Annotated in this window: 25 protein-coding genes; 16 read left to right on the top strand and 9 right to left on the bottom strand. The window is 54.6% G+C overall.

The annotated features are described in order from the left end of the window. Positions 1–85 precede the first annotated feature (85 nt). Together AC3Y7R_RS00225 and AC3Y7R_RS00220 are read right to left on the bottom strand one after the other, a co-directional pair. Positions 86–1261: an acetyl-CoA C-acetyltransferase gene (locus AC3Y7R_RS00225; RefSeq protein WP_490039986.1), complete on the bottom strand. Its 1176-nt coding sequence runs from the start codon at positions 1259–1261 to the stop codon at positions 86–88. A 176-nt stretch (positions 1262–1437) separates the two neighbouring features. Then, a complete protein-coding gene (locus AC3Y7R_RS00220) occupies positions 1438–2265 on the bottom strand; it encodes an EAL domain-containing protein (RefSeq protein WP_490039985.1) in 828 nt (275 codons plus the stop codon). A gap of 135 nt (positions 2266–2400) precedes the next feature. On the opposite strand from AC3Y7R_RS00220, the gene AC3Y7R_RS00215 reads away from it, so the two are divergent. Then, a complete protein-coding gene (locus AC3Y7R_RS00215) occupies positions 2401–2973 on the top strand; it encodes a DNA-3-methyladenine glycosylase I (RefSeq protein WP_490039984.1) in 573 nt (190 codons plus the stop codon). Here AC3Y7R_RS00215 and gndA read toward each other — a convergent pair. Continuing rightward, entirely contained in the window at positions 2970–4376 is a 1407-nt protein-coding gene (gndA, locus tag AC3Y7R_RS00210; RefSeq protein WP_490040062.1) for an NADP-dependent phosphogluconate dehydrogenase, read from the bottom strand. The two genes, AC3Y7R_RS00215 and gndA, sit on opposite strands and share 4 nt — an antisense overlap. A gap of 146 nt (positions 4377–4522) precedes the next feature. Beyond that, positions 4523–5599 carry a ribosome small subunit-dependent GTPase A gene (gene rsgA, locus AC3Y7R_RS00205; protein WP_490039983.1) on the bottom strand — a complete coding sequence of 359 codons (1077 nt, stop codon included), beginning with the start codon at positions 5597–5599 and terminating at the stop codon, positions 4523–4525. Between the two features lie 413 nt (positions 5600–6012). On the opposite strand from rsgA, the gene ccoG reads away from it, so the two are divergent. Genes ccoG through ccoS form a run of 4 tightly spaced genes read left to right on the top strand, consistent with a single transcriptional unit; the run spans position 6013 to position 10191 of the window. Continuing rightward, the gene (gene ccoG / locus AC3Y7R_RS00200; RefSeq protein ID WP_490039982.1) at positions 6013–7434 is read left to right on the top strand and encodes a cytochrome c oxidase accessory protein CcoG; all 1422 of its coding nucleotides are present in this window, start codon (positions 6013–6015) and stop codon (positions 7432–7434) included. Next, entirely contained in the window at positions 7431–7883 is a 453-nt protein-coding gene (locus tag AC3Y7R_RS00195) for a FixH family protein (protein WP_490039981.1), read from the top strand. The genes ccoG and AC3Y7R_RS00195 overlap by 4 nt, the downstream gene beginning before the upstream one ends. Then, complete coding sequence (locus AC3Y7R_RS00190) at positions 7880–10039, top strand: heavy metal translocating P-type ATPase (protein ID WP_490039980.1); 2160 nt, start codon at positions 7880–7882, stop codon at positions 10037–10039. The genes AC3Y7R_RS00195 and AC3Y7R_RS00190 overlap by 4 nt, the downstream gene beginning before the upstream one ends. Beyond that, positions 10036–10191 (top strand): cbb3-type cytochrome oxidase assembly protein CcoS, encoded by a 156-nt coding sequence (ccoS, locus tag AC3Y7R_RS00185; protein ID WP_490039979.1) that lies wholly within the window; start codon positions 10036–10038, stop codon positions 10189–10191. The genes AC3Y7R_RS00190 and ccoS overlap by 4 nt, the downstream gene beginning before the upstream one ends. 328 nt (positions 10192–10519) lie before the next feature. On the opposite strand, the gene ccoP is transcribed toward ccoS, so the two are convergent. The 5 genes from ccoP to fnrL form a co-directional block, all read right to left on the bottom strand. Continuing rightward, on the bottom strand, positions 10520–11383 hold the full coding sequence (gene ccoP / locus AC3Y7R_RS00180) for a cytochrome-c oxidase, cbb3-type subunit III (protein ID WP_490039978.1): 864 nt from the start codon (positions 11381–11383) through the stop codon (positions 10520–10522). Continuing rightward, the gene (locus tag AC3Y7R_RS00175) at positions 11376–11585 is read right to left on the bottom strand and encodes a cbb3-type cytochrome c oxidase subunit 3 (RefSeq protein WP_490039977.1); all 210 of its coding nucleotides are present in this window, start codon (positions 11583–11585) and stop codon (positions 11376–11378) included. The genes ccoP and AC3Y7R_RS00175 overlap by 8 nt, the downstream gene beginning before the upstream one ends. A 12-nt stretch (positions 11586–11597) precedes the next feature. After that, positions 11598–12356, bottom strand: coding sequence for a cytochrome-c oxidase, cbb3-type subunit II (gene ccoO, locus AC3Y7R_RS00170; protein ID WP_490039976.1), 759 nt, complete (start codon positions 12354–12356; stop codon positions 11598–11600). Positions 12357–12368: 12 nt separating this feature from the next. After that, positions 12369–13964, bottom strand: coding sequence for a cytochrome-c oxidase, cbb3-type subunit I (gene ccoN, locus AC3Y7R_RS00165; RefSeq protein ID WP_490039975.1), 1596 nt, complete (start codon positions 13962–13964; stop codon positions 12369–12371). Positions 13965–14216: 252 nt separating this feature from the next. Beyond that, on the bottom strand, positions 14217–14945 hold the full coding sequence (gene fnrL, locus AC3Y7R_RS00160; RefSeq protein ID WP_490039974.1) for a transcriptional regulator FnrL: 729 nt from the start codon (positions 14943–14945) through the stop codon (positions 14217–14219). 69 nt (positions 14946–15014) lie between these two features. On the opposite strand from fnrL, the gene hemN reads away from it, so the two are divergent. From hemN to AC3Y7R_RS00105, 11 genes are all read left to right on the top strand, one after another. Next, entirely contained in the window at positions 15015–16364 is a 1350-nt protein-coding gene (gene hemN / locus AC3Y7R_RS00155) for an oxygen-independent coproporphyrinogen III oxidase (protein WP_490039973.1), read from the top strand. Between the two features lie 126 nt (positions 16365–16490). Further along, positions 16491–17612 (top strand): GDP-mannose 4,6-dehydratase, encoded by a 1122-nt coding sequence (gmd, locus tag AC3Y7R_RS00150; RefSeq protein WP_490039972.1) that lies wholly within the window; start codon positions 16491–16493, stop codon positions 17610–17612. A gap of 27 nt (positions 17613–17639) precedes the next feature. Next, positions 17640–18599, top strand: a complete 960-nt coding sequence (gene fcl / locus AC3Y7R_RS00145; RefSeq protein WP_490039971.1) for a GDP-L-fucose synthase — start codon at positions 17640–17642, stop codon at positions 18597–18599. 25 nt (positions 18600–18624) lie between these two features. Continuing rightward, positions 18625–20073 (top strand): mannose-1-phosphate guanylyltransferase/mannose-6-phosphate isomerase, encoded by a 1449-nt coding sequence (locus AC3Y7R_RS00140; protein WP_490039970.1) that lies wholly within the window; start codon positions 18625–18627, stop codon positions 20071–20073. Between the two features lie 18 nt (positions 20074–20091). Next, a complete protein-coding gene (locus AC3Y7R_RS00135; RefSeq protein ID WP_490040061.1) occupies positions 20092–21744 on the top strand; it encodes a sulfatase-like hydrolase/transferase in 1653 nt (550 codons plus the stop codon). A 147-nt stretch (positions 21745–21891) separates the two neighbouring features. After that, positions 21892–22572, top strand: coding sequence for a Crp/Fnr family transcriptional regulator (locus tag AC3Y7R_RS00130; protein ID WP_490039969.1), 681 nt, complete (start codon positions 21892–21894; stop codon positions 22570–22572). Between the two features lie 89 nt (positions 22573–22661). After that, entirely contained in the window at positions 22662–22874 is a 213-nt protein-coding gene (locus AC3Y7R_RS00125; protein ID WP_490039968.1) for a YgaP family membrane protein, read from the top strand. A gap of 2 nt (positions 22875–22876) precedes the next feature. Beyond that, positions 22877–23308 (top strand): YeeE/YedE family protein, encoded by a 432-nt coding sequence (locus tag AC3Y7R_RS00120; RefSeq protein ID WP_490039967.1) that lies wholly within the window; start codon positions 22877–22879, stop codon positions 23306–23308. A gap of 3 nt (positions 23309–23311) precedes the next feature. After that, positions 23312–23746: a DUF6691 family protein gene (locus tag AC3Y7R_RS00115; protein ID WP_490039966.1), complete on the top strand. Its 435-nt coding sequence runs from the start codon at positions 23312–23314 to the stop codon at positions 23744–23746. Between the two features lie 22 nt (positions 23747–23768). Beyond that, entirely contained in the window at positions 23769–24650 is an 882-nt protein-coding gene (locus tag AC3Y7R_RS00110; protein ID WP_490039965.1) for an MBL fold metallo-hydrolase, read from the top strand. An 88-nt stretch (positions 24651–24738) separates the two neighbouring features. Continuing rightward, positions 24739–26412 carry a bifunctional protein tyrosine phosphatase family protein/NAD(P)/FAD-dependent oxidoreductase gene (locus AC3Y7R_RS00105; protein WP_490039964.1) on the top strand — a complete coding sequence of 558 codons (1674 nt, stop codon included), beginning with the start codon at positions 24739–24741 and terminating at the stop codon, positions 26410–26412. Positions 26413–26437: the final 25 nt, after the last annotated feature.

Raw genomic sequence — 26437 nt, 5'->3', positions numbered from 1 at the left:
ATGATTCCTCCTGAATTAGTAAAGTAATTTTCTGTCTAAAATGGTATAGGTTGCGCAACTTTCATGCGCAACCCTATTTGCAAGATCAGTCGCGCTCAACGCAGACCGCAACACCCATACCGCCGCCGATGCACAGCGTCGCCAAACCTTTTTTCGCGTCGCGGCGTTGCATCTCAAACAACAAAGTATTCAAAACACGACACCCGGAGGCACCAATCGGGTGACCGATCGCAATCGCCCCACCATTGACGTTCACAATGGCTGGGTCCCAACCCATTTCTTTGTTCACGGCACAGGCTTGGGCAGCGAAAGCTTCGTTCGCCTCAATCAAATCCAAATCAGATGCGCTCCACCCGGCTTTATCCAATGCCTTGCGGGACGCATAAATTGGCCCGACGCCCATAATCGACGGGTCTAAACCGGCAGTCGCATAGCTCGCGATACGGGCCAATGGTTGAAGGCCCCGCTTTTCTGCATCGTCAGCGCTCATCAGCAAGGTCGCAGCCGCCCCGTCGTTCAACCCAGATGCGTTTGCTGCTGTCACCGATCCGTCCTTCGCAAACGCCGGGCGCAACTTGGCCATGGCTGCCATCGTCGCTCCGTGGCGGATATACTCATCTTGATCTACGATGATATCGCCTTTGCGGGTCTTAATCGTGAAGGCCGCAATCTCATCTGCGAATTTACCCGCCTTCTGCGCAGCTTCAGCTTTGTTTTGCGAAGCGACAGCAAACTCATCTTGCATTTCGCGGCTAATTTCCCATTGGCTGGCTACATTCTCAGCCGTTTGGCCCATGTGGTATCCGTTGAATGCATCCCAAAGCCCATCGCGGATCATGCAGTCAATATACTTCATGTCGCCCATTTTTTGCCCTTGGCGCATGTTCGCGACATGGGGGCTCATGGACATATTCTCCTGCCCGCCAGCAACAACGATGGAAGCATCCCCAAGCATAATATGCTGTGCGCCCAAAGCGACCGCGCGCAGGCCAGAGCCGCACACTTGGTTAATGCCCCACGCAGAACTTTCCTGAGGCAAGCCTGCATTGATATGCGCCTGACGCGCCGGATTTTGACCTTGGCCAGCGGTGAGCACCTGGCCCAAAATGGTCTCGGAAACTTCACCTTTTTCAATCCCAGCACGTTCAACAACGGCTTCGATTACGGAAGCGCCCAACTCATGGGCGGGTGTGTTGGCAAAAGAGCCGAGGAAGCTGCCGACAGCGGTACGGGCAGCAGAAGCGATTACGACGTTGGTCATGGTGTGTCCTTTCGTGGGGCCGGCGCGTGTCATATCCTTACGACACAGGGCATCACCGACCGAATTATAGCAAAGCCTCTAACTGGCTTACGTAGGGTATACAAAGGGACACGGTGTCTCACATTGCACCAAGACACAAGCCATTGGCGCATGAAGGTTCGACCTAAGTCGAAAAATCAGCCTGCCTTGATGGTTCCAAATTGTTCTGGATGCGCCAACCACGGCTTCGAGACCGAAGGCACCCCGAAGTAATACCCCTGCATGCAATCAATGCCCATTTGCGCAAGGTATTGAGCCTCTTCCGGACGCTCAACCCCTTCGGCTACCGTGAACATATCGAACTGCTGGGCGATAGAGACCAACGCCTGCATCAACACTTGGTTATCGGTGTCAGTATCTATGTGACGCGTAAAGCTGGTGTCGATTTTCACCAGATCAAAATAAAAATCTTTGAAGTGTCTGAATGCTGTATATCCGGCCCCGAAGTCATCCAAAGCGAACGAAATGCCGCGCCGCTGCATTCGCGCCATGAAATCTGTAACCATATCCGGCATAAGCAACGCTGAAGATTCGGTGATTTCAATAATCAGCCGCTCGCCAATAGTTGGGTCTTGGAGCAAGCCCCTTTCCAGCGCGGTTTCCCATGCAGGGTGCCCAATGGAGCGGGGAGACATATTGATAGACAGACGCAGCCGCGGCTCTTGGGCAAGGCTTTGCAGCCCCAATTCAACGGCCAAGCAATCAATCATGCGCCCTTCATCCCGCGCCTCAATCGTTTCGATAAATTCCTTAGCTGGAATGATCCGACCTGTTTCATCCAGAACACGAATAAGCCCCTCGTAGAACGCAACACGCCCTGTATCAGCGCCGTTCACCACCGGTTGATATGCCAGCAGAACGTCCTTTTTTCGAAGTGCACTGCGCACCATTTCCAAGACGCTAGCATCGCGTTGTGCAATCGCCGCAGACAGCGGACTTCCCTCATTTAGTGGGTCAAATGACATCGTTGAAATGGCTCCAGCTTCTCACCCCACACTCCTAAGGCTTTCCTCCTTAAATACGAGTTAATGTTCCAATTTTGTTCCAAATGTTTTAGAATGTAATTCAAATGCTCAACCAGCTGAAAACAAGGAATAAATATGGAAAACCGTTGCGGATGGTGTGGAAGCGAAGCAATCTATGTAGACTATCACGATACCGAGTGGGGCGTCCCCGAGTACGATAGCCGTACGCTCTGGGAGAAGCTGATTCTCGATGGCTTTCAAGCGGGGCTGAGCTGGATTACGATCCTAAAAAAGCGCGAATCCTTCCGCGAAGCCTTTGAGGGGTTTGACCCCAACATCATTGCGGGCTGGGGAGATGCAGACGTAGAGCGGCTGTTGCTAAACGCAGGCATCGTGCGCCATCGCGGCAAAATCAATGCAACCATTGGCAATGCCCGCGCATGGCAAAAGATAGAACAACGCGAAGGGTTTGACACCTTTCTATGGAAGTATTTTGACGGGAAGCCCTTGCAAAACGAGTTCAAAACACTGGCAGAAGTGCCCGGTTTTACCCCCCTCAGCACCCAAATTTCAAAAGACCTGAAAAAAGAAGGCTTCCGGTTTTGCGGGCCAACGATTGTATATGCTTTTGCCCAAGCCTGCGGGTTGGTCAACGATCATCTCGTGACCTGCCCCCGCCATGGCGAGGTGAAAAAGCTGGCCCGTTAGGCCCCCCATGGCCCGTGATGCGCACCATCTTGATCCACACGCTCAAAGCTATGCGCCCCAAAGAAATCACGCTGCGCTTGAATCATATTGGCGGTCGAGCGCCCCGTGCGCATCGCATCAAAGTAGTTCAACCCTGCCGCCAATGCCGGGACTTGCAGCCCATGGCTGATGGCTGTTGCAACAACCTTGCGCAATGCGGGTGTGCTATCTTCAATCATCTTGGCGAAGAACGGCGCGAACATCAGGTTGTCTTGTGGGGCCGTCGTCAACGCGTCCGCCATGTCATTCAGCATCGTCGAGCGGATGATGCAGCCTTCACGCCAAACGCGCGCAATCTCGGGCATCGGCAAGTCCCATTTAAACTCTGCACTTGCCGCATTGAGCAGATGGAAGCCTTGCGCGTAGCACATGATTTTACCCGCAATAAGCGCATTCTCTAGGTCTGCCAAAGTCAGCGCCCCCTCCGGCAAAACCACCGGAGCTGCGCCAAAAGTGGCCTCGCCGCGCACACGCTCGGGTTTGATTGCGGATAAGTTGCGAGCCGCCACAGCGGCCTCGATCACAGGAATCGGCGCGCCCAAGTGCTGAGCTTCAATCACGGTCCAGCGGCCCGTGCCTTTTTGCCCTGCCTTATCAAGAATAATATCAAGAACCGCATTGCCGGTTGCATCATCGGTGGCCGCAGAGACCTTGCCGGAAATCTCGATCAGGTAGGACTGAAGCGGGCCCTTGTTCCACGCCTCGAACGCCGCCGCGCACTCTGTGGCCGAGGCCCCTTGTCCGTCACGCATGATCCCGTACACTTCGGCAATCATCTGCATGTCGGCATATTCAATGCCATTGTGCACGGCCTTTACAAAGTGGCCAGCACCGCCCTGCCCCATCCAAGTTGCGCAATCTGTGCCCTCGTAATCTGCCGATATCGCAGTCAGGATATGGGCCACCTGATCCCAAGCTTTCTTGCGACCGCCACCCATAATAGAGGGGCCGAAACGCGCGCCTTCTTCCCCGCCAGAGACGCCAATACCAAGGAATGGCACCCCGTCAGCCTCAGACTGCGCCGCACGCGTCTCAGTATCGCGAAAGTTAGCATTACCCGCGTCGATAATGAGGTCATCCTTCGCGAGCAACGGGCGAAGAGCCGCTATTTGCTCATCCACAGCTGCCCCCGCCGGCACCATCAAGATAATAGCACGCGGCTCTGCAATCGACGCGACAAGCTCTTGCAACGTCGCGCAAGGAGTTATCTTTTCAGCCAGCTCCCCAGCTTCATCATGAAATTCGCCTGTGCGTGCGGTGGTCCGATTGAAGACCGATATCGCAAACCCTTTTTCGGCAATATTCAGGGACAACATTGCCCCCATGGTGCCAAGCCCAATCAGACCAATTTCAGATTTCGACATTGCTTTATTCTCCCCAGCCTTTTCCATGTTGTTATCGCTAACGATGACAGCCGTCAAACAACGCCGCCCAAAGGGGCGTCTCATTTCAGGAACAACAACAGGTTGCTCATGTAGTGCTAACGAAAGATACTATTTGCGCGCGTAAGCTACTTTTTATTGAACTTCTTGACGTTGCGGATCAATTTTCCCAGCTTTTTATCTTTCAACTTTCGGTCCGCTAAAGTCGCTGAATTATGTAAATCCTCGGCTACTAGTTTTTGCCAACGGGCAAGCCGGTCGGCGCCAATCACCCCTGCTTCTAAGGCAACCAATACTGCACAACCCGGCTCAACAGTATGCATGCAATCATTGAACTTGCAGCGATGAGACAACTCTTCAAGATCAGCGAAAGTCTCTGCCACCCCGGCGGCCGAGTCCGTCAGCTGCAATTCCCTCATCCCCGGAGTGTCGAGCACAGCACAACCGGATTTTAGAAAATACAGTTGCCGCCGTGTTGTCGTATGCCGCCCTCTGGCATCATCTTCACGAATGGCCCGCGTCTCAATATCCGTATTTTCTGCTAGCGCATTGGTCAGCGTCGACTTCCCCACGCCTGATGTGCCTAAAAAAGCCACCGTCTGACCGGCCTTACACCACGGCGCCAGCTTTTGCGCGGGCTCCTCTGCGCGGGCGTCCAGAGTGATAACGGGCACGGAGGACGAGATTGCCTCGGCATCCGACACATAGGGTTCCGGAGCATCACATAAATCAAGTTTGGTTAATAGGATGACAGGTGAGACATCGGCCTCGAATGCCAGTGCAATGTAGCGTTCCAGCCGCGCCACGTTGAAGTCATTATTGCAAGATGACACAATAAAGGCCGTATCCAGATTAGCCGCGATCAACTGCACTCCAAGTGTTTTCCCCGGCGCGCGGCGCTTGATCAGGCTTTTCCGCTCCAACACCACACTCGAAGACGGCAACTCGGTGTTAAGCAACAGCCAGTCCCCGACCGTGGCGTCAGGCCCGTGTGGGATATGCATGTCGATCCCATCACCACGAGCTTGTAGGCCGTTTCGGTGGATTTCAGTGACACGTAATGGTGGCGTCTCGTGCATTTGCTCAATGCTAATTTGCTGCGCAAAATAGGGCTGCCACCCAAGCGCCAATAAGGGGGACATGTCGGATTTCTCCGTGTCGCCTGTGCCGGATGCTGGCATGAATTGAGAGTAATCCCGTGTCATAGGTGCATAAGTGCTTTCGTGTTCCGGCTGCGAGCAGCGCTTGGGCGGGTATTGAGAGCCAAGCCTTGTTTCTTGAGGGACCGTGTATCTCCCTCATCTGGTTGAAATTTATACCACGGGTGCGGCAGGCAAGCCAGCACAGGTGTTTATCTGTCTTTGGCACTCACTTTGAATGGGTGTGTCAATCTGCCATATGCATAGTGGATAAAAAGAGAGCATTTATTCAGGGGCATTGAAATCTACGGTTTCCCTTTGTTAACATAAGGTTGTTACGTTCGACCTGCCCAATAGATTGGCTCTCTACTTTGGGTTTTTGGAACTGCGACACTGCTTGATCTGGGTCAAGGATATTTCCGTGGTAGGTTGTCACAAACACACTTCGAGCAGATGCAATAAATTCGGACGAATCTATTATGAGTACACCAGAAAATCCACAGAACCTTTATGCCGCGCAAGAACCAATCTTTCCGCGCAAAGTATCCGGGTTTTTCCGTACCTTTAAGTGGTGGATCATGGCGGCAACGCTGGGAATTTATTACTTAACACCTTGGATTCGTTGGGACCGGGGGCCAAACCTACCCGATCAAGCCGTACTGATTGATCTCTCTGGGCGACGGTTCTATTTCTTCTGGATCGAGATTTGGCCTCACGAATTTTATTTCGTCGCGGGCCTTTTGATCATGGCGGGGCTTGGGTTGTTCCTCTTCACCTCCGCGCTTGGGCGGGTTTGGTGCGGATACACCTGCCCGCAAACAGTTTGGACGGACCTTTTCATTCTGGTGGAGCGATGGATTGAGGGCGATAGAAACGCCCGCGTCCGCCTGTGGAAATCCAAGTGGGATATGCACAAGTGGCGGCTGAGGCTCACAAAATGGCTGGTTTGGTTGTTGATTTCAATCGCCACCGGCGGGGCGTGGGTGTTCTACTTTACCGACGCGCCTGAGTTGGCTGTGGAGCTTGCGACGCTGAACGGTCACGCGGTTGCTTACGGCACGATCGCGGTACTGGCCGCGACCACATTTATATTCGGCGGCTTCATGCGCGAACAGGTTTGCATCTATATGTGTCCTTGGCCTCGGATCCAAGGCGCGATGATGGATGAAGACACAATTACAGTGGGTTACCGGGAGTGGCGTGGGGAACCGCGAGGCAAGAAACATGACGGAACCACTGGTGATTGTATTGATTGCATGGCCTGCGTGAACGTCTGCCCGATGGGTATCGACATCCGTGACGGGCAACAAATGGAGTGTATTACCTGCGCTCTATGTATTGATGCCTGCGACGATATCATGACCAAAATCGGCAAAGAACGTGGACTGATTGACTACCTTGCCTTGTCCGATGAGCCTATCGAGCGTGCAGGTGGCAAAGCCAAGCCCGTTTGGAAGCACATCATGCATCCTCGGACTATGATTTATACATTCTTGTGGTCGACCATTGGCTTCGGCCTTGTTTTCGCGCTGTTTATTCGGCCAGATATCGACATGACTGTATCGCCAATCCGCAACCCAACCTTTGTCACCATGTCAGACGGCTCCATTCGGAATGCCTATGATGTGCGCTTGCGCAATAAGCACGGCGATGATCGGGAATTTCACATGTCGCTGACCTCTGACGAGGTTTTGCGTATTGGTTTGGAAGGGACAGAGTTGGTTAACGTTATCGTTCCAGCCAACGAAACCAAGCTGCAACGTGTTTATGTGACAGCGCGTGCGGGCGACCCCGGATCTGTCGCAAGCCGAACTGAATTGCGCTTTTGGGTGGAAGACTTGATTTCCGGCGAGCGGGCTCATACGAATTCCGTATTCAACGGGAAGGACGCAGGCCGATGACACGCGAAATTAAAGGGGGCCACGTCCTTGCAATATTTGTCATCGGGTTTGGCATTGTGATTGCAGTGAACCTGACCATGGCCTTTCAAGCTATTCGCACGTTTCCCGGGCTTGAGGTGAAGAACTCCTATGTGGCCAGTCAAAGCTTTGACAAAAGACGCAAAGCTCAACTGGCTCTGGGGTGGGACGTGAGGGCTGGATATGAGAACAGCACTCTGCGGCTTGAAATTTCTGATGCGAATGGACCTGTGGACCCCGCCTTGATCGACGCCACACTTGGCCGCGCAACCCATATCGAGGACGATCAAACGCCTCCATTTCGGTTCGATGGCACAGCCCATGTTGCTGCGATGGAGCTAGACAAGGGCAACTGGAACTTGCGCCTGAAAGCGATTGCCAAAGATGGTACGAAATTCGAACAACGCGTACCTTTCGTGGTTAGAAAATGAGCATGATGAGCTGCCCCGGATGCGCGGGCGCTCCGCTCGCGGTGGATCAGGCTGGCAGCACCCCCTCGGCCTCTGCGGGAGGCACGACATCCTTATCCTTACCGGGAATACACTGCGCCTCATGTGTCGCGGGCGTTGAGCGTGGCTTGTCAAAGTTACCCGAAGTTCTAGACGCGCGGGTAAATCTCAGCCTCAAGCGAGTGACTGTGCAAACACGCGGTGACGTGGATGAAGTTTCCCTAATCAACGCGCTGTTAGACTTGGGGTTCGAAGCTTTGCCGTTGGACGCTGACACCCTGAGGGGTGATGAAGGCGATGCCGCTGGACGTGCCTTGCTGTTGCGATTGGCAGTGGCCGGGTTTGCCATGATGAACGTCATGATCTTGTCCGTGGCTGTTTGGGCTGGCGCAACCGATGCGACCCGCCAACTGTTCCACTGGATATCTGCCTTCATTGCCCTGCCCGCCGTTGCTTTTGCAGCACGCCCATTCTTTGTGTCTGCACTTTCTGTGTTGCGGGTCGGGCGTGTTAACATGGAAGTTCCCATCTCACTGGCGGTTCTGCTGGCCAGTGGGTTGTCACTTTACGAGACCATGGTGGGGGGCCAGCATGCATATTTTGACGCGGCCTTATCGCTGACATTTTTCCTTTTGATTGGCCGCTATTTAGATCATCGCACGCGGGCCGCAGCACGCTCGGCAGCGCAGGAATTAGCCGCGCTTGAGGTTCCATCAGTTACATGTATTCGCGATGGCCAACCCGTCCGGGTGAAAGCCGCCGAAATTGTCGTTGGTGACTTGGTTCAGGTTCCAGCTGGTGGCCGTATCCCCGTGGACGGGGTGATCGAGACGGGCCGCAGTCAACTTGACCGCTCGTTGCTTACCGGAGAAAGCCTGCCCGTGGCCGCCGATATTGGCAGCCCCGTGGTGTCCGGAGAGGTCAACTTGACCAACCCGCTTGTGGTACGCGCCACCGCTGTGGGCCAAGACACGACCCTGCGGCGCATGGCTGAAATGGTAGCCGTGGCTGAAAGTGGTCGTTCTCATTACACCCCTTTGGCAGACCGTGCCGCACGGCTTTATGCGCCATTAGTGCACGGGCTGGCCGCCCTTGCTTTTGCAGGGTGGCTCATTGCCACTGGCGACGCACGCTATGCCCTCAACATTGCTATTTCTGTGTTGATTATCACCTGCCCCTGCGCCCTTGGCCTAGCAGTCCCCGCAGTCACCACTGCCGCCTCTGGCAGCTTGTTTCGCAAAGGTTTGCTCATTAAGTCCGCCACCGCATTAGAGCGCTTGGCCGAGGTCGATGCGGTTGTGTTCGACAAGACAGGAACGCTCACCAACGGCACACCAATTTTAGACGACTTGCATAGCCTGCCGCCTAAGGATCGCAGCGCCGTATTGGCGCTTAGTCGCGCCTCGGATCATCCGGTGTCACGTTTGCTGACAAAGGCTTTGGCGGGCATGGAGACCAATGCGCTAGAGTTGACTGACATCCACGAGGTGGCTGGCACCGGGGTTCATGCGATAGATGGCACAGGCACTGTCCGGCTGGGGAAATCTCGCACGCCCAATGGCGGCACGGTGTTCCAACGGGGCGATGGGCCGGAGCATATTTTGCGTATCGAGGAGAGCTTGCGACCCGGCGCTGCCGAGCTTGTCGAGAGCTTGCAAGCGCAAGGCTTGAGCGTGGAATTACTGTCTGGCGATACGACTTACGCCGCTGAGGCCCTTGGCCGGCGGTTGAAGTTGGAGGCATCCCATGGGGACATGCTACCCGCTGACAAAATTGACCGGCTTGCCGCGATGCAAAGCGATGGGAAACATGTCTTGATGGTGGGGGATGGCCTGAATGATATGGGGGCCATGGCACAGGCATTTGTGTCGATCTCACCAGCTTCTGGCATCGATGCGACCCGCGCAACATCAGACATTGTCTTATTGGGGCAGTCATTGGCGCCAGTGCAGGATGCTTTAAAAGTATCACGCCGTGCACGCGCACGTATACGTGAGAATTTTGGCATCGCTATTTGTTACAATTTGGTGGCTATTCCGTTGGCTCTTGCCGGGCTTGCCAGCCCTCTCATGGCAGCGCTGGCAATGTCCAGTTCATCTATCTTAGTGATTTTAAATGCCCTAAGGGTGCGGGTATGAATGTACTTCTGTTTTTGATTCCCGTGTCTTTGATCCTTGGTGGGATGGGCATCGCGGGCTTTCTTTGGACCGTTCGCCACAACCAATATGACGACATTGAAGGCGATGCGACACGTATCCTGTTCGATGATGATGACGAGCCGAAGGCTTAGGGTCTAGACCTGCCGATTGGCCGCCATATTCTTCCAACAGCACACCAGTAATGGTAGCTTAGTTGACCCGCTTTTTGGGCCGACGTTGAGAAGCTTGAGCAAAAATCTTACACCCTTGTAAGAACGTCAACACCGGCCTGAAACACGGCGCTAATCCTAGCAACCTAATCAAATGCCGACAAACAAACGCCCACACGGATCTCTCCGTGCGGGCGTTCCTAATCTCAAAGCCCGCCCCAACGAATGCGCGAACAGGAGCTGGGGCGGGGATCACGCGTGGCTTCTGGGCTCCTCCCCAAGCCGCGTGTGAATACTAAAGAAACGAAAGCTATTCGCCGCCGCCCCGTTGGTGCACATAGGCTGCAACCGCATTGATCTGCGCGTCAGACAGACGCGGTGTCCAAGGTGGCATAACGCCGAAACGCGCGTTGGTGATGGTCTCCGTCAGCACCCCGGTCGAGCTGCCATAAAGCCAAACCGCATCGGTCAAATTCGGCGCGCCTTGCTCGCGGTCACCAGTAGCGTCTTCTGCATGGCAAGAGGAGCAATTGTCCGCGAACAGCTCTGTTCCCTGCTCGATCAAACCTGCGTCGTGATCAAGACCCGACAGCGACTGCACATAAGACACCAGTGCAGGGATTTCACCGTCTTCCAATAGCTCGCCAAAAGCGGGCATCTCAGAATAGCGGGCGTCTTCGTCCTGCTCGTTGCGAATGCCGTGCCGGACGGTCAAAGCGATTGCTTCGATATCGCCGCCCCAAAGCCAGTCATCGTCCAGCAAGTTGGGGTAGCCAACCGCACCAGCCGCACCAGAGCCGTGGCATTGTGAACAATTGTTCGCAAAGACAGACGCCCCAGACGCCGCTGCAAATTGCTGCAACGGTGGGTTATCCTTGAGGGTAGTCAAGTCCACCGCTGCCAGCTCTGCGTTCAAATCGGCATTGGCCGCTTCCACACGCGCAATTTCTTCTGCAACTTCACCACGTGTAGAGTAGCCTAAGAAGCCAGGCGTTGCTGAGGACAACATTGGCCAAGCCGGATAAGCGATCGAATAGACCACAGCCCAAACTATGCACAGGTAAAGTGTCCACAGCCACCAGCGTGGCAACGGAGTGTTCAACTCCTCGATGCCGTCATAGGAATGGCCGGTGGTATAGGTTTTTGTAACCTCGTCAAATCTTGGCTCATCCATTGTCTTGGCCTTTCGAAAAATCTGCATTGTGATCGTCGGTCGCAGGGCGATCTTCGTTGCGAAATGGAGTTTGGCTAATCTCGTCGTGCATCGCGCGCGACCCCGGGCGGAAGGCCCAGAAAATAGTACCAAAGAAGAACGCAGTCATGGCGAGCAGCACCCAGCTGTCGGCCAAGAGGCGCATCCAAGAATAGGTATCCATTACATCCCTCCCCTAGCGCGATGCGTCTGGCGTAAAGGTGGAGAAGTCCACCAAAGTGCCAAGCATCTGCAAGTATGCCACCAGAGCGTCCATCTCAGACACTCCGGGTTTGCCGTCAAAGTTACGAGTTTGTGCCTTGGGGTAGCGTAGAAGAAGATCATCCCAGTCACCTTCAGGATCAGACTGCGCCATGAAATCTGATTGCGCAGTTTCGATCATCTCGTCGGTGTATGGAACACCCACGAAACGATTGACCTTCATGTTGGCTTGGATCTGTTCACCTTCCAACATGACGTTCGACAAGAACGAATACTTAGGCATGATCGATTCAGGCACAACGGATTGAGGATCATTAAGGTGGTCCACATGCCACTCATCCGAGTAGCGCGCACCAACACGGGCCAAATCCGGCCCGGTCCGCTTGGAGCCCCATTGGAATGGGTGGTCATACATGCTTTCCGCAGCCAGCGAGTAGTGGCCATAACGCTCCACCTCGTCACGCATCGGGCGGATCATCTGTGAGTGACAGGTGTAGCACCCCTCACGCACATAGATGTCACGGCCTGTCAGCTCCAGCGGGGAATAGGGGCGCATACCCTCTACATCCTCGATGGTGTTTTCCAGATAGAAAAGCGGCGCAATTTCGACGATACCGCCGATCGAGACCACGAGCAAAGAGCCGACCAGCAACAAAGTACCGTTGCGCTCGATCACACCGTGGCGCTCAACAAAGCTGCGGCGTTTCTTTGGTTCTTTTTTCTCAGATGTCATTCATCCGACTCCTTATTCCGCAGGCTGCATGTTGGTGGCCTCTTTCGGGCCACGGATTGTCATCCACATGTTCCAAACCATGATCAGGCCGCCAGAGAGGTACAATACCCCGCCCAGACCACGAACCACATACATTGGGAACTTGGCAGACACGGTATCAGCGAAGCTGTTCACCAAGAAGCCTTGGCTATCCACCTCACGCCACATCAGGCCTTCCATGATACCCGTCACCCACATCGAGGATGCGTAGAGAACGATACCGATTGTTGCCAACCAAAAGTGCGTATTGATCGCCGACATGGAATACATTTTCTCACGGCCCCAGAGTTTTGGTGTCAGGAAGTAAATCGCCGCAAAGGTGATCATACCGTTCCAACCAAGCGCACCTGAGTGTACGTGACCAATGGTCCAGTCAGTGTAGTGCGACAGCGAGTTCACCGCCCGGATCGACATCATCGGACCCTCAAAGGTGGACATGCCGTAGAAGGCGAGCGAGGCCACCATCAAGCGGATGATCGGATCGGTACGCAACTTGTCCCACGCGCCTTGCAGCGTCATCAGACCGTTGATCATACCGCCCCAGCTGGGCATCCAAAGCACGATCGAGAATACCATACCCAACGTCGTCGCCCAGTCAGGCAGCGCGGTATAGTGCAGGTGGTGCGGACCGGCCCAGATATAAAGGAAGATCAGCGCCCAAAAGTGGATGATCGACAGTTTGTAGGAGTAAACCGGACGGCCCGCTTGTTTCGGCACGAAGTAGTACATCATGCCAAGGAAGCCCGCGGTCAGGAAGAAGCCCACAGCGTTGTGGCCGTACCACCACTGCGTCATGGCGTCTTGCACGCCCGCGAAGACCTGCACCGACTTAGAGCCCCAGATAGAAACTGGAATGGACAGATTGTTAACCAAATGCAGCATCGCGACGGTCACGATAAACGACAAGAAGAACCAGTTGGCCACGTAGATATGGCGCTCTTTACGGGTCAGGATAGTCCCCATGAAGACCACTAAATAAGCGACCCACACAATCGTTAACCAAATGTCGATGTACCATTCGGGTTCGGCGTACTCTTTAGATTGAGTGGCCCCCATCAGATACCCGGTCGCGGCCAGAACGATGAACAGATTATAGCCCCAGAACACAAACCAAGCGAGGTTGCCGCCCCAAAGACGTTGTGCACTCGTGCGTTGTACGATGTAGAACGAGGTTGCGATCAACCCGTTGCCACCAAACGCGAAAATCACGGCAGAGGTGTGAAGCGGACGAAGGCGACCAAAGTTGCCGAAAGGTTGTGCCCACTCAAAGTTTAGGACCGGAAATGCCAGTTGAAACGCAATAAATGTACCAACCAGAAAGCCGGTAACGCCCCAAAAGGCCGTCGCGACGATGCCGTAGCGCACCGGTCCGTCCATGTAGCCAGCCGAAGCCGCGACAGCGGAAACCGGCTCATCTGTGCGTCTGAGGACCCAGACAAACATCCCGAATCCGATCACCATGATCAAAATCGCGTGCACTTGGTAAGCCAAGTCCTGCGCCCAGTTGGCCGCAAGAGCAGCAAAAAGAGTGACGCCCCCCAGCAGTATTAGTTTGATATAATTGAGCATTTCTCACCCGTTCCGTTCTATCTTGGCCGCCTAAAAAGGGAATTCCCCATGCCGATGAAGCAGGGAATGCCTAAAAGGTCCCGTTTGGACCTTGATTTAAGTCAAAAGATCTTCTGCGAAAGCAAATCATTTGAAAAAAACACGCCCGCTGCTTGCCGACACTTACCCCATAGCCCTACTACCGCTAAATTCAAAGATGTCGGAGCGTCGCAGTTGCGGCCTAAGATGCTATTAACAATGTTTGAATTGGCTCTATGCCAAAGTCAGCCCATCGCTGTCGTCACCAGCCTCGTCAAGAAGGCGGCTTAGGTCTGGAATTGTAACTTTACGTGTCCCCTCAAGTGACAGCACCCCATCCCGCTTCAGCGCAGCCATTTGCCGACTCACGGTCTCGATGGTCAGCCCAAGGTAATCCGACATTGCATCTCGGGTCAGCGGCAAGTCCATTTGTAATATATCGTCATTTTTGCGACCTAAACGGCGGGCACAAATAACCAAGAAGCTCGCAATCTTTTCACGGGCTGTCTTACGGCCCAAAAGCAACATCCATTCCCGAGCCGCATCCAGTTCATCCAAAGCGATCTCGACCAAGCGTTCCTGCACATGAGGTGTCGCATGTGTAATGACTTCAAACGGCTTCTTGTGAAAATGGCACAGCGTTAAGTCCGACACGGCAGTTACGTCAAAGGAGACGGTATCGCGCCCCGGTCGCCCAATAAAGTCGGACGGCAACAACAACCCGACCATTTGCATACGCCCATCCATCATCGAGCGCGACAAGGATGCTACGCCAACAACGACTGACGCCACAAAAGTCATCGGGTCCCCCATAAGTAACACCGAACTACCTGCGGGGTATGTCTTGTAGTATTTTATTTTCTCAAGTTCTACCAACTCGTTATCGGTGCATCGCGAACAGATAGCGCGGGCACGAATAGGGCAGCTGGAACAGCTTTTTGGGGCTAGGTCGATCTGGCTCATGCCCCCTAATGATCCAGAAATTGATCCGGATCAAGGTTTTACCCCCGGTGATGACGCAATGAAAGTTGCATGACACAACATGAAACACTTCGCCGCTATGGCTTGTTTACCTCTCGTGCCCCCCGCTACACGAGCTATCCCACCGCACCACACTTCAATAAAACCGTAGGGCCACAAGCTATGGCCGGGTGGTTGGAGCAAGTGCCAGATGGCGCAAAAGTGTCTCTATACATACACATTCCTTTCTGCCGCCGGTTGTGTTGGTTTTGCGCTTGCCGAACTCAAGGCACGCAAACCGACGCGCCTTTGCGCGGCTATTTGGACATGTTGAAGTCTGAGCTGGCGATGATTGCCAGTGGCCTTCCCGCAGGTGTCAAACTGAGCCGCCTACATTGGGGTGGTGGCACGCCGACAATTTTACCCCCAGCAATGATCACGGAATTAGCCGAAGAAATTGATCGCTACTTCCCGCTGTCAGAGGGGTCCGAATTCTCTGTAGAAGTGGATCCGACGCTAGTAGACGCCAACAAAATTGCCGCTTTAAGTGAGGCAGGGTTAACGCGCGCCAGCCTCGGCATTCAGGACTTTGACCCACATGTGCAATCCGCAATTGGCCGCATTCAAAGTTTTGAGGAAACAAAATGGGCCGCCGACGCTTTGCGCGACGCCGGTGCGAAAAACTTAAACCTCGATATCTTGTACGGCTTACCCTTTCAAACGGCAGACAGCCTGAGCGATACCGTCGCCAAAACGCTTGACCTCGGGCCGGACCGTTTAGCGTTATATGGCTACGCCCATGTCCCATGGGCTGCCAAGCGCCAAGTCCTGATCCCCGAAGACCACTTGCCGGACGGACCAACACGCTACGGATTATTCCATATGGCATCCCAATTGTTCGGAGCCGCAGGTTATGATGCAGTGGGTATCGACCACTTTGCGCGGGCCGGGGATGGCTTGCTTAACGCGTCTCTCAACGGAACACTGAGGCGCAACTTCCAAGGCTACACTGATGACCAAGCGGAAGTTCTGATCGGTGTAGGCGCGTCCTCCATCTCGCGGTTTCCGGGCGGGTACGCTCAAAACGCCCCCGGCACTGGGGAATATGCCACCGCCATTTCAAACGGGACATTAGCAACCACACGAGGGCACGCCCTCAGTGACGACGACAAACTGCGCTCGCACCTGATCGAAGACCTTATGTGCCGCTTCGCAGTTAATTTTGCGCAGGTTGCAAAAAATACAAATGCTCAAGAAAGTCACATTCAAGCCATCTGTCACGACCTGCACCTGCGTTACTCAGACGTCACGACGATGGGGCCAAATGGGCTGATCTTGTCAGAGCCCGCCTTGTCGCGGTTGTTGGCAATGGATTTGGACATGTATCAGACGGCTTCAAATCGGCATTCTTTGGCGATCTAAGGCAAAGCACGCAAACCTAAGTAGCTATCCCATAGAGCTTCCACTCAAAAACTCTCTCAAGCCGCTAGATTCTGGCTGCCCCGCATGCCAAAATCCAATGCAACAATATGCATCGAGGCTAACATCATGAAAAAAGCGCTTATTACCGGCGTCACCGGACAAGACGGCTCCTATCTGGCCGAATTTTTGCTCGATAAGGGCTATGAGGTGCATGGCATCAAGCGTCGGGCGTCGTCGTTCAATACCCAGCGCGTTGATCACATTTACCAAGATCCGCACATTGATAATGCGCGCTTTAGGTTGCACTATGGCGATCTAACGGACAGCTCGAACCTGACGCGTATCATCTCTGAGGTGCAGCCAGATGAGGTATACAATCTAGGCGCGCAATCCCATGTGGCCGTGAGCTTTGAATCCCCCGAATACACCGCCGACGTTGACGCAATGGGCACTCTGCGGTTGCTCGAAGCAATCCGGTTTCTTGGGCTGGAGAAAAAGACACGGTTCTATCAGGCATCCACGTCCGAGCTTTATGGCCTAGTGCAAGAAACTCCTCAGAAAGAAACAACCCCATTCCACCCGCGCAGCCCCTATGCCGTGGCCAAAATGTACGCCTATTGGATCACAGTAAACTACCGCGAGGCCTACGGCATGTATGCCTGCAACGGCATTTTGTTTAACCACGAGAGCCCGCGCCGTGGCGAGACTTTCGTGACCCGTAAAATCACCCGTGGTTTGGCCAATATTTCCCAAGGGCTGGAAAGTTGTTTGTATATGGGCAACATCGACGCCCTGCGCGACTGGGGCCACGCCAAAGACTACGTGCGGATGCAGTGGATGATGCTGCAACAAGACGCGCCCGATGATTTTGTTATTGCGACTGGCAAGCAATATTCCGTGCGCCAGTTTATCATCTGGTCGGCTGAACAATTGGGCCTAACCCTACGGTTTGAAGGCACAGGCGTGGACGAGGTTGCAGTGGTTGCATCTATCACAGGCGATGACGCGCCGGGCCTAACCGTCGGGGATGTTATCCTTCGCATTGATCCCGCTTATTTTCGCCCCGCAGAGGTCGAAACCTTGTTGGGCGACCCTACAAAGGCCAAAGAAAAATTGGGCTGGGTGCCGGAAGTCACAACCCAAGAGATGTGCCATGAAATGGTTGCGGTGGATTTGCACGCTGCAAAACGGTTTGCGCTGTTAAAAAGCCACGGGCACGACATGGGCCTAGCGGTCGAAAACACCTAATAGCCCCCTCGAAAGGACGCGCCAGAAATGACATCCATCTATATTGCAGGCCATCGCGGGATGGTGGGCGGGGCGATCATGCGCCAATTGCAGGCGCAGGGTGCATCCGACCTGATCACCCGCACCAGCGCTCAGTTGGACTTAACCAACCAAGCAGCCGTGCGCGACTTTATGCAAACAAAGCGCCCTGATGTCGTCATTTTGGCCGCCGCCAAAGTCGGGGGTATTCATGCCAACAACACCTACCCCGCCCAGTTCATCTACGAGAACCTGATGATCGAATGTAACGTCATTCATCAAGCGTTTGAGGCGGGTGTGACAAGGCTTTTACAGCTGGGATCAAGCTGCATTTATCCGCGTGAAGCCCCCCAACCCATGGCGGAAAACGCATTGTTAACAGGTGTTCTGGAGCCCACGAACGAGCCATATGCCATTGCCAAAATAGCGGGCATAAAACTTTGCGAAAGCTACAACCGCCAGCACGGCACCGACTATCGCTCAGTCATGCCGACAAACCTTTATGGTCCCGGTGACAATTTTCACCCCGAAAACAGCCACGTCCTACCCGCACTAATCCGGCGCTTTCATGAGGCGGCCCAATCGAAGGCCGAGGCCGTTATGATTTGGGGCAGCGGCACGCCACGCCGCGAATTTCTGCATGTAGATGATATGGCCGAGGCCTCCTTGTTTGCGCTGAATCTGCCGCGCGCGGACTACGCCGCCAACACCGATCCGATGCTAAGCCATATCAATGTCGGCAGCGGCATCGACATCTCTATCCTTGAGCTGGCGCAAATCGTGGCGGATGTGACGGGGTTCACCGGTGCCATCACGACCGATCCAAGCAAGCCAGACGGCGCTCCGCGCAAGTTGATGGATGTCTCCCGGTTGGACAAAATGGGCTGGCGGGCACGGGTGTCACTGGCTCAAGGCGTGAAAGAGACCTATCAATGGTTTCTAGACAATCAAGATGCCATGCGGGGTTAACCTCTGCGGCAATGGAGCACTCAAGATGAGCGACTTAATCCACCCTTTACTGCTATGCGGTGGCTCCGGCACGCGGCTTTGGCCACTGTCACGCAAAAGCTACCCCAAACAGTTCGCACAACTGACCGGAGACGAAAGCCTATTCCAAGCCTCTGCTCGGCGCATGACTGGCGATGGGTTTGCAGCCCCGATGATCGTCACCGGCTCTGACTTTAGGTTCATCGTCAAAGAGCAGCTGGTAGCGATTGACCTTACATCTGATGCAATCCTTATCGAGCCGGAAGGGCGCAACACTGCGCCTGCGATTCTGGCCGGTGCCCTGTGCCTTGCGGCGCATCATCCCGGCGCTTTAATGCTGGTTGCCCCCTCGGATCACGTCATACCCGACATGGAGCACTTTCGCGCCACCGTCAAAGCCGCCATCCCGACGGCCCTGTCAGGTCAGTTGGTCACCTTTGGCATTCGCCCCGACCGCGCCGAGACTGGATACGGCTGGCTAGAGCTATCGACCCCGCCAACAGGTGACTTCGAGCCCATTGCGCAGCCCCTGAAAGCCTTCGTTGAAAAACCCGACGCGGTCGTTGCAAAGGCCATGCTTGATGGTGGCAGACATCTTTGGAACGCTGGTATTTTTCTATTCTCAACTGACACGATCATCGCGGCTTTTGAGAAACACGCCCCAGACATTTTGGCAGGCGTCCGCGGGTCGGTCAACGACGCCCAAAGCGACATTGGCTTTACCCGCCTCGCCCCCGCCCCATGGGTCGAATTGGAAGACGTCTCGATCGACTACGCCGTGATGGAAAAAGCACCCAACTTAAGTGTGGTGCCATTTGGCGGCGCGTGGTCTGACCTTGGCGGTTGGGATGCCGTTTGGCGGGAATCAGGGCCGGACGCGCAGGGCATTGTCACAAACGGCCCGGCAACCGCCATCGATTGTCGTGATACATTATTGCGCGCCGAGGACACCAAACAAGAATTGGTGGGCATCGGATTGGAAAACATCATCGCCGTGGCCATGCCCGATGCGGTGCTGATCGCCCACAAAGATCGCGCGCAAGACGTCAAAAAGGCGGTGGCCGCATTGAAGGCCCGCCAAGCTCCACAAGCAGAAACCCTGCCCCGAGATTACCGCCCTTGGGGCTGGTTCGAGAGCTTGGGAACAGGCACGCGGTTTCAAGTCAAACGCATCGTCGTCAACCCCGGCGCGGTGCTCTCATTGCAAAGCCACAAGCACCGCGCCGAGCACTGGATCGTTGTAGAGGGCACCGCGCGGGTGACGATCGACGATATGGTAAGTCTCGTTGAGGAAAATCAGTCGGTCTATATCCCCTTGGGGGCCGTTCACCGCATGGAAAACCCCGGTGACACCCCGATGATCTTGATCGAGGTACAGACTGGCAGCTATCTGGGTGAGGACGACATTACCCGCTACGAGGACATCTATTCCCGCGGGCAAGGGGCTAAGGGTTAAACAACCGGAGGGCCGATTATCAACATCTTGTTCATCATGTATGACCAGTTGCGCTTTGACTACCTCAGTTGCGCTGGCCACCCGCATTTGCACACCCCGAACTTTGACCGCGTTGCAGCACAGGGCATGCGGTTCACTAACGCCTATGTTCAATCGCCCATATGCGGCGCCAGCCGGATGAGCACTTATACGGGCCGATATACCTCGTCCCACGGGGCGCAGTGGAACGGTTTTCCGCTACGTGTTGGCGAGCAAACCATGGGTGATCACTTGCGCAAGCTTGGCATGGGGTGCTGGCTGATCGGCAAAACGCATATGAAAGCCGATGCCGAGGGCATGACCCGACTGGGCCTATCGCCTGATAGCATCATTGGCGCGCGGCAAGCCGAGTGTGGGTTCGATGTCTGGGTGCGTGATGATGGTTTGTGGGGGCAGGGGCCGGACGGGTTTTACGACGAAAAACGCTCGCCCTATAACGAATACCTCAAGTCCAAAGGCTACGAGACCGAGAACCCGTGGGCGGACTTTGCCAACGCAGGCATTGACGACGGCCAGATCGCCAGCGGCTGGATGTTCGACAACGCCGACAAGCCCGCCAACATCTGTGAAGAAGACAGCGAGACCCCGTGGCTGACGTCGCAAGCCATCCATTTCATCGACCAAGCCGAGGGCCCATGGTGCGCCCATGTTAGCTACATCAAGCCACATTGGCCCTATATTGTGCCTGCGCCATATCACGACATGTTCGGCCCCGAGCATGTCCCAGACGCTCTACGGCACCACGTGGAGCGCGACGCACCACATCCCGTTTATGGTGCATATATGGAAAGCAAAATCGCCACCGCCTTCCAGCAAGACGAGGTTCGTGCCAAGGTTATTCCCGCTTATATGGGACTGATTAAGCAATGCGACGATCAACTGGGCCGCCTGTTGGACCATCTGGAGCAGACCAATCGGATGGGTGGCACGATGATTGTTCTGACCTCCGACCATGGCGATTATCTTGGTGACCATTGGCTTGGTGAAAAGGACCTGTTCCACGAGCAATCAGTAAAAATTCCAATGATTATTTACGACCCCCGCGCAGAAGCAGACACGACACGCGGCACAACCTGCGATGCGCTTGTGGAGAGCATTGATTTGACCGCGACCTTCATCGAAGCAGCAGGTGGCAAGGTTCCCCGGCATATCGTAGAAGGCCGATCTCTTGTCCCATGGCTACACGGCAAAACGCCCGATTGGCGAAGCTATGTCATCAGTGAATATGACTATTCCTCCACCCCGCAATGCGTGAAGCTGGGGTTGGAGCCACGCGATGCGCGGCTCTTTATGGTGTTTGACGGGCGCTACAAGCTCATCCACGCCGAAGGTGAATTTCGGCCGATGCTGTTTGACCTGAAAACCGATTCTGAAGAGTTCCACGACCTTGGAAAAAACAGTGCCCACCAAGCTGAGATTGACCGCCTTTACGAGATGCTGGCCCAATGGGGACGCCGCGCAGCACAGCGCGTTACCAAATCTGACGCGGATATTATCTCCGGGCGAGGGGCCTCTGCGCGCAAGGGTATTTTACCTTTCCTGAAAACCGGACATGAAGTCCCAACCGAATTAACCAAAGCGTATACAGGCCCAGCGCCCCAGAAGCGCCCGCCAAGCGGCTCTGGTGATTGACGCCTTCAAACACATAGAAAATCGCGGCCTTCATTCCTGCCAGTTTTGTTGTACCCTGCCCCAACGGCCAAACACTTCTCAGAGGTTCCATGACAAACACATCTGCCGCCCCCGCAATTCTACACGGCTACTATACGTGGCTTGCCCATGAGTGATCTATCGAACTCGGCAGAATGGGTGGACCGGTTTCCGGGCATTTCACGACTTGAGGCCACCACCAAGCAACTTTTACTTCAGCGCAGCACCGTCATCGACCTACCTGCGGACACAATCATTTTCGGACCGGGGAAATCCCCCGAGAACATGCTCTTTTTGCTAAACGGTACTGTGCGCGTTCAACAGGTCTCTGATACGGGCCACGAAATTGTCCTCTACCGCATCCATGCTGGCGAAAGCTGCGTATTAACCACCGCTTGTCTTTTAGCCTATGAAGACTATTCCGCCGACGGCATTGCCGAAACCGCGGTTCAGGCCGCCGCTGTTCCAAAACAGGTTTTTGATGATTTGGTCGCCAAGTCGCCCTCCTTTCGGACCTTTGTTTTTGCCGCCTTCTCAAAACGTATCACGGACCTGTTCTTGATGATCGACGAGGTTGCATTTCAGCGTGTCGATGTGCGCCTTGCCCATACGTTGGTCAAACTCTCCAAAGGTCAGGACAAAATCTCCACCACCCACCAGAAGCTTTCGGTCGAGTTGGGAACCGCGCGCGAAGTCATCTCACGCCAACTACAGGAGTTTCAACGGCGCGGCTGGATCAGCCAAGCGCGCGGAACAGTGATGATAGCGAACCGGGAACGGCTGGAAAACCTAGCCGATAAAAATACCTAATGCCGGAACTGCGCTTTGGTGACATTGTCACCGTTGGCCCAAGGAAGCCGCTGTATTTGATAGGAGTGTATTAAAAAAGGAATCGCACCATGACCGTTAATGTTGGCAAACTTGACCGTATTCTCCGCCTGATCCTGGGCGTTGTCCTGATCGCCCTTCCCTTTGTGAGCGGAATGGCATTGTTCAACTCAACTGCCGCCACCGTGGTCTCCCTGATCGCGGGCGCTGTGATGTTGTTTACCTCATCCACTAAGTTTTGCCCGCTCTATACTTTGTTCGGCATCAAGACCTGTAAAGTCTGATAGTGGAGACTGTATTTACCCCTTGGCAGTCGCTTGGCGGCGGGGCGCTTATCGGTGTCTCGTCCGTCCTACTGATGGCAACCCTTGGCCGCATCATGGGCGCTACCGGTATTTTGGCAGGGCTGTTTTCGCCCTCAAGTCAATCTGATTGGGCATGGCGCGCCATGGTGCTCGCGGGGATGGCAAGTGGCCCCCTGCTGATCCGGTTTCTAACCGGGGAGATGCCAGCCATCCAAGTGCCCATCTCGACGACCATGCTTGTCATTGGCGGCGTAATTGTCGGTATCGGCGTCACCTTCGGCTCCGGCTGTACCTCTGGACACGGGGTATGTGGCATGGCGCGCCTGTCACCACGTTCCATCGCAGCCACGGCTACATTTATGATCACCACCGCCATCACGGTCTACGTGGTGCGCCATGTGTTGGGAGCCTGATCCATGCGCCTATTCGCAAGCTATATAATCGGATTGATTTTCGGCGTCGGCATCTCGATATCCGGCATGGCAAATCCGGCCAAAGTTCTGAATTTCTTTGACATCGCAGGCACTTGGGATCCCAGCCTAGCGTTTGTAATGGGAGGGGCGCTCATTGTCACTTTCATTGGGTATCGCCTAATATTACGCCGCCCTGCCCCCGCACTGGAAGGCGCATTCAAACTGCCCACGCGCCGCGATTTGGACATGCCATTAATTGGCGGCTCCGCAATCTTTGGCATCGGCTGGGGCATCGCAGGCTTTTGTCCGGGCGGCGCATTGCCCGCAATTGGCACTGGCCGCTGGGAAGTTCTGATTTTCGTTGCAGCCCTTTTGGTCGGCATTTTTGCAGCGAAAGCAGTACAGAGCATGATCATCACTAAAGCAGCATCAACCTAATCTCTATTGAAGGATTATCCTTATGACTTATCCAATTCAAATGGACATCAAACCCGAAGTTTCGGCACATTTTGATGAGGCCACAAACACCATCACCTACATCGTTCGCGACCCGTCGAGCAAACATTGCGCCATCATCGACAGCGTTATGGACATCGACTACGCTGCCGGGCGTATCACCTCTGATCACGCCGATATGCTGATTTCCGAGATCACCAAGCAAGGACTGACGCTTGACTGGATTATTGAAACCCACGTCCATGCCGACCACCTTAGCGCCGCTCCCTATATTCAAGAAAAACTTGGCGGCAAAATTGGCGTTGGCGAGAAAATTATGGTGGTTCAGGAAACCTTTGGCAAAGTGTTCAATGAAGGCACCGAGTTCCAACGTGACGGCTCTCAATTTGATGCGTTGTTTAAAGACGGCGACACCTACATGATCGGCAATATGCAGGCTTTTGCCATGTACACCCCCGGCCACACCCCCGCTTGCATGGTGCATGTGATGGGTGATGCGGCTTTTGCCGGCGACACATTGTTCATGCCCGACGGCGGATCGGCGCGGGCGGACTTCCCCGGCGGCGACGCGGGCGAGCTATATGACAGCATTCAAAAAGTTCTATCACTGCCAGATGAGACGCGCCTGTATATGTGCCACGATTATGGCCCGAACAATCGCGCAATCGAATGGGAGACCACCGTAGCGGAGCAAAAGGTCAACAATATCCATGTCGGCGGAGGCAAAACCCGCGAGGAGTTTATCGAATTCCGCACCCAACGCGACGCACAGTTAGACATGCCAAAGCTGATCATCCCATCCCTACAAATAAACATGCGTGCAGGTGAAATTCCGACCGACCAAGACGGCAACCCAATGCTAAAGGTTCCGGTCAACACCCTGTAACCCAGCCCGAAAACTCAGCGAATAACCTGCCGACGCATCAAATGCGTCGGCAAATTCATACCAATACCGATCAGGGAGTGACACACAAATGGACTTAAAGACTTTAACGGCGAGCATTTCTGTCAGCCCGCAAATCACACCTGACGACTTACAAGAAATCAAAGATCAAGGGTTTCGATCCATTATCTGCAATCGCCCCGATGGCGAAGGGGTAGACCAGCCATCCTTTGATGAGATCGCTGCCGCGGCAAAGGCGCTCGGGATGGATGTGCGGTATCTTCCTATCGTTGCGGGCAAGGTCAGCGACGAGGACGCAGGGTTGTTCGACCAAGCCCTGACAGAGCTTCCCGGCCCAACACTGGCCTATTGCCGCTCTGGCACGCGCTCGGCTACTTTGTGGTCCTTGGCCCAAGCCGATACTCTAAGCGTGGCCGATATTTTAGCCTCCACCAAGGCGGCTGGCTACGATATGGGCGGCGTTGTGCGGCGCATTGTGAACGGCGGGAAAACTCCGACCGACCGTGCGGATGCAAGTTATGAAGTTGTTATCATCGGGGCGGGTGCCGCCGGTATCGCTGCGGCCGCCAGCCTGCATGCCCGCAAGCCAGATCTGGAAATTGCTATCATCGACCCCGCCGACATCCACTACTACCAACCCGGCTGGACCATGGTGGGCGGCGGTATTTTTGACGCGCCCGACACGGCAAAAACCATGGGATCTTTGATCCCGCGTGGCGTGCATTGGATCAAGGCTGCCGTTGCGGCTTTTGAGCCGAAAGACGACGCGATCATCCTCGATGGCTGCCGCGTTGTGAAATATAAACGGCTAATTGTGTGCCCTGGCCTGAAGCTGGATTGGCACCGCGTAGAGGGTCTGGTCGAGACGCTGGGAAAGAACGGCGTGACCTCCAACTATCGCTATGATTTGGCCCCATACACTTGGCGGTTGGTCAGCGAAATGAACGAAGGCCGCGCAATTTTCACGCAACCTCCGATGCCAATCAAATGTGCCGGAGCTCCGCAAAAAGCCATGTACTTGTCCGGCGACGCATGGTTCCGCCGCGGCGTTTTGAAAGACATCGACATTCAATTCAATAATGCCGGCGGCGTGCTGTTCGGGGTTAAAGACTACGTTCCAGCACTGGAACAATATGTCAAAAAATACGATGCCTCGTTGAACTTCTTTCATAATCTGATCGCAGTCGATGGTGCTGCAAAGAAGGCATGGTTCGACGTCTCAAAACCTGACACTCCGGTTGAACGCATAGAGATGGATTTCGACATGATGCATGTCTGCCCACCTCAAACCGCCCCAGACTTCGTGCGCGTCTCGCCATTGGCCGATGCAGCGGGCTGGATCGACGTGGATCAAGCCACCTTGCGCCACAAAACCTATGACAACATCTGGTCGCTGGGCGACGTCATGAACGCGCCAAACGCAAAGACCGCTGCCGCCGCCCGTATTCAGGCTCCGATTGTCGCAGAAAATCTGGTAGCAGACATCGAAGGCCGCGCGCCTGTGGCGCAGTACAATGGCTACGGCTCCTGCCCATTAACGGTAGAGCGCGGCAAAATTATTTTAGCGGAATTCGGCTATGGTGGCACCATGTTGCCAAGCTTTCCAAAGTTCTTGATTGATGGCACCAAACCTTCACGCGCCGCTTGGTTCTTAAAAGAAAAGATGCTGCCGCCGATCTATTGGAAGGCCATGCTGCGTGGTCGAGAATGGATGGCCAAGCCAGAGAAACTTATCGCTAAGTAAGCCGCAACAATTTGCCCTACGCCCT

It is taken from the genome of Litoreibacter sp. (genome assembly GCF_058136045.1).
Note: the sequence above shows the minus strand (reverse complement) of the source record. Positions and strands in the feature narration are given on the sequence as shown.

Coding starts and splice junctions, on each gene's coding strand:
- ccoN (WP_490039975.1), bottom strand. CDS start 13,964: ATGCTCAATTATATCAAACTAATACTGCTGGGGGGCGTCACTCTTTTT.
- fnrL (WP_490039974.1), bottom strand. CDS start 14,945: ATGAGCCAGATCGACCTAGCCCCAAAAAGCTGTTCCAGCTGCCCTATT.
- fcl (WP_490039971.1), top strand. CDS start 17,640: ATGACATCCATCTATATTGCAGGCCATCGCGGGATGGTGGGCGGGGCG.
- AC3Y7R_RS00110 (WP_490039965.1), top strand. CDS start 23,769: ATGACTTATCCAATTCAAATGGACATCAAACCCGAAGTTTCGGCACAT.
- AC3Y7R_RS00125 (WP_490039968.1), top strand. CDS start 22,662: ATGACCGTTAATGTTGGCAAACTTGACCGTATTCTCCGCCTGATCCTG.
- gndA (WP_490040062.1), bottom strand. CDS start 4,376: ATGTCGAAATCTGAAATTGGTCTGATTGGGCTTGGCACCATGGGGGCA.
- AC3Y7R_RS00115 (WP_490039966.1), top strand. CDS start 23,312: ATGCGCCTATTCGCAAGCTATATAATCGGATTGATTTTCGGCGTCGGC.
- AC3Y7R_RS00105 (WP_490039964.1), top strand. CDS start 24,739: ATGGACTTAAAGACTTTAACGGCGAGCATTTCTGTCAGCCCGCAAATC.
- gmd (WP_490039972.1), top strand. CDS start 16,491: ATGAAAAAAGCGCTTATTACCGGCGTCACCGGACAAGACGGCTCCTAT.
- AC3Y7R_RS00215 (WP_490039984.1), top strand. CDS start 2,401: ATGGAAAACCGTTGCGGATGGTGTGGAAGCGAAGCAATCTATGTAGAC.
- ccoO (WP_490039976.1), bottom strand. CDS start 12,356: ATGACATCTGAGAAAAAAGAACCAAAGAAACGCCGCAGCTTTGTTGAG.
- hemN (WP_490039973.1), top strand. CDS start 15,015: ATGACACAACATGAAACACTTCGCCGCTATGGCTTGTTTACCTCTCGT.
- AC3Y7R_RS00225 (WP_490039986.1), bottom strand. CDS start 1,261: ATGACCAACGTCGTAATCGCTTCTGCTGCCCGTACCGCTGTCGGCAGC.
- AC3Y7R_RS00195 (WP_490039981.1), top strand. CDS start 7,431: ATGACACGCGAAATTAAAGGGGGCCACGTCCTTGCAATATTTGTCATC.
- ccoP (WP_490039978.1), bottom strand. CDS start 11,383: ATGGATGAGCCAAGATTTGACGAGGTTACAAAAACCTATACCACCGGC.
- AC3Y7R_RS00220 (WP_490039985.1), bottom strand. CDS start 2,265: ATGTCATTTGACCCACTAAATGAGGGAAGTCCGCTGTCTGCGGCGATT.
- AC3Y7R_RS00140 (WP_490039970.1), top strand. CDS start 18,625: ATGAGCGACTTAATCCACCCTTTACTGCTATGCGGTGGCTCCGGCACG.
- AC3Y7R_RS00130 (WP_490039969.1), top strand. CDS start 21,892: ATGAGTGATCTATCGAACTCGGCAGAATGGGTGGACCGGTTTCCGGGC.
- rsgA (WP_490039983.1), bottom strand. CDS start 5,599: ATGACACGGGATTACTCTCAATTCATGCCAGCATCCGGCACAGGCGAC.
- ccoS (WP_490039979.1), top strand. CDS start 10,036: ATGAATGTACTTCTGTTTTTGATTCCCGTGTCTTTGATCCTTGGTGGG.
- ccoG (WP_490039982.1), top strand. CDS start 6,013: ATGAGTACACCAGAAAATCCACAGAACCTTTATGCCGCGCAAGAACCA.
- AC3Y7R_RS00175 (WP_490039977.1), bottom strand. CDS start 11,585: ATGGATACCTATTCTTGGATGCGCCTCTTGGCCGACAGCTGGGTGCTG.
- AC3Y7R_RS00190 (WP_490039980.1), top strand. CDS start 7,880: ATGAGCATGATGAGCTGCCCCGGATGCGCGGGCGCTCCGCTCGCGGTG.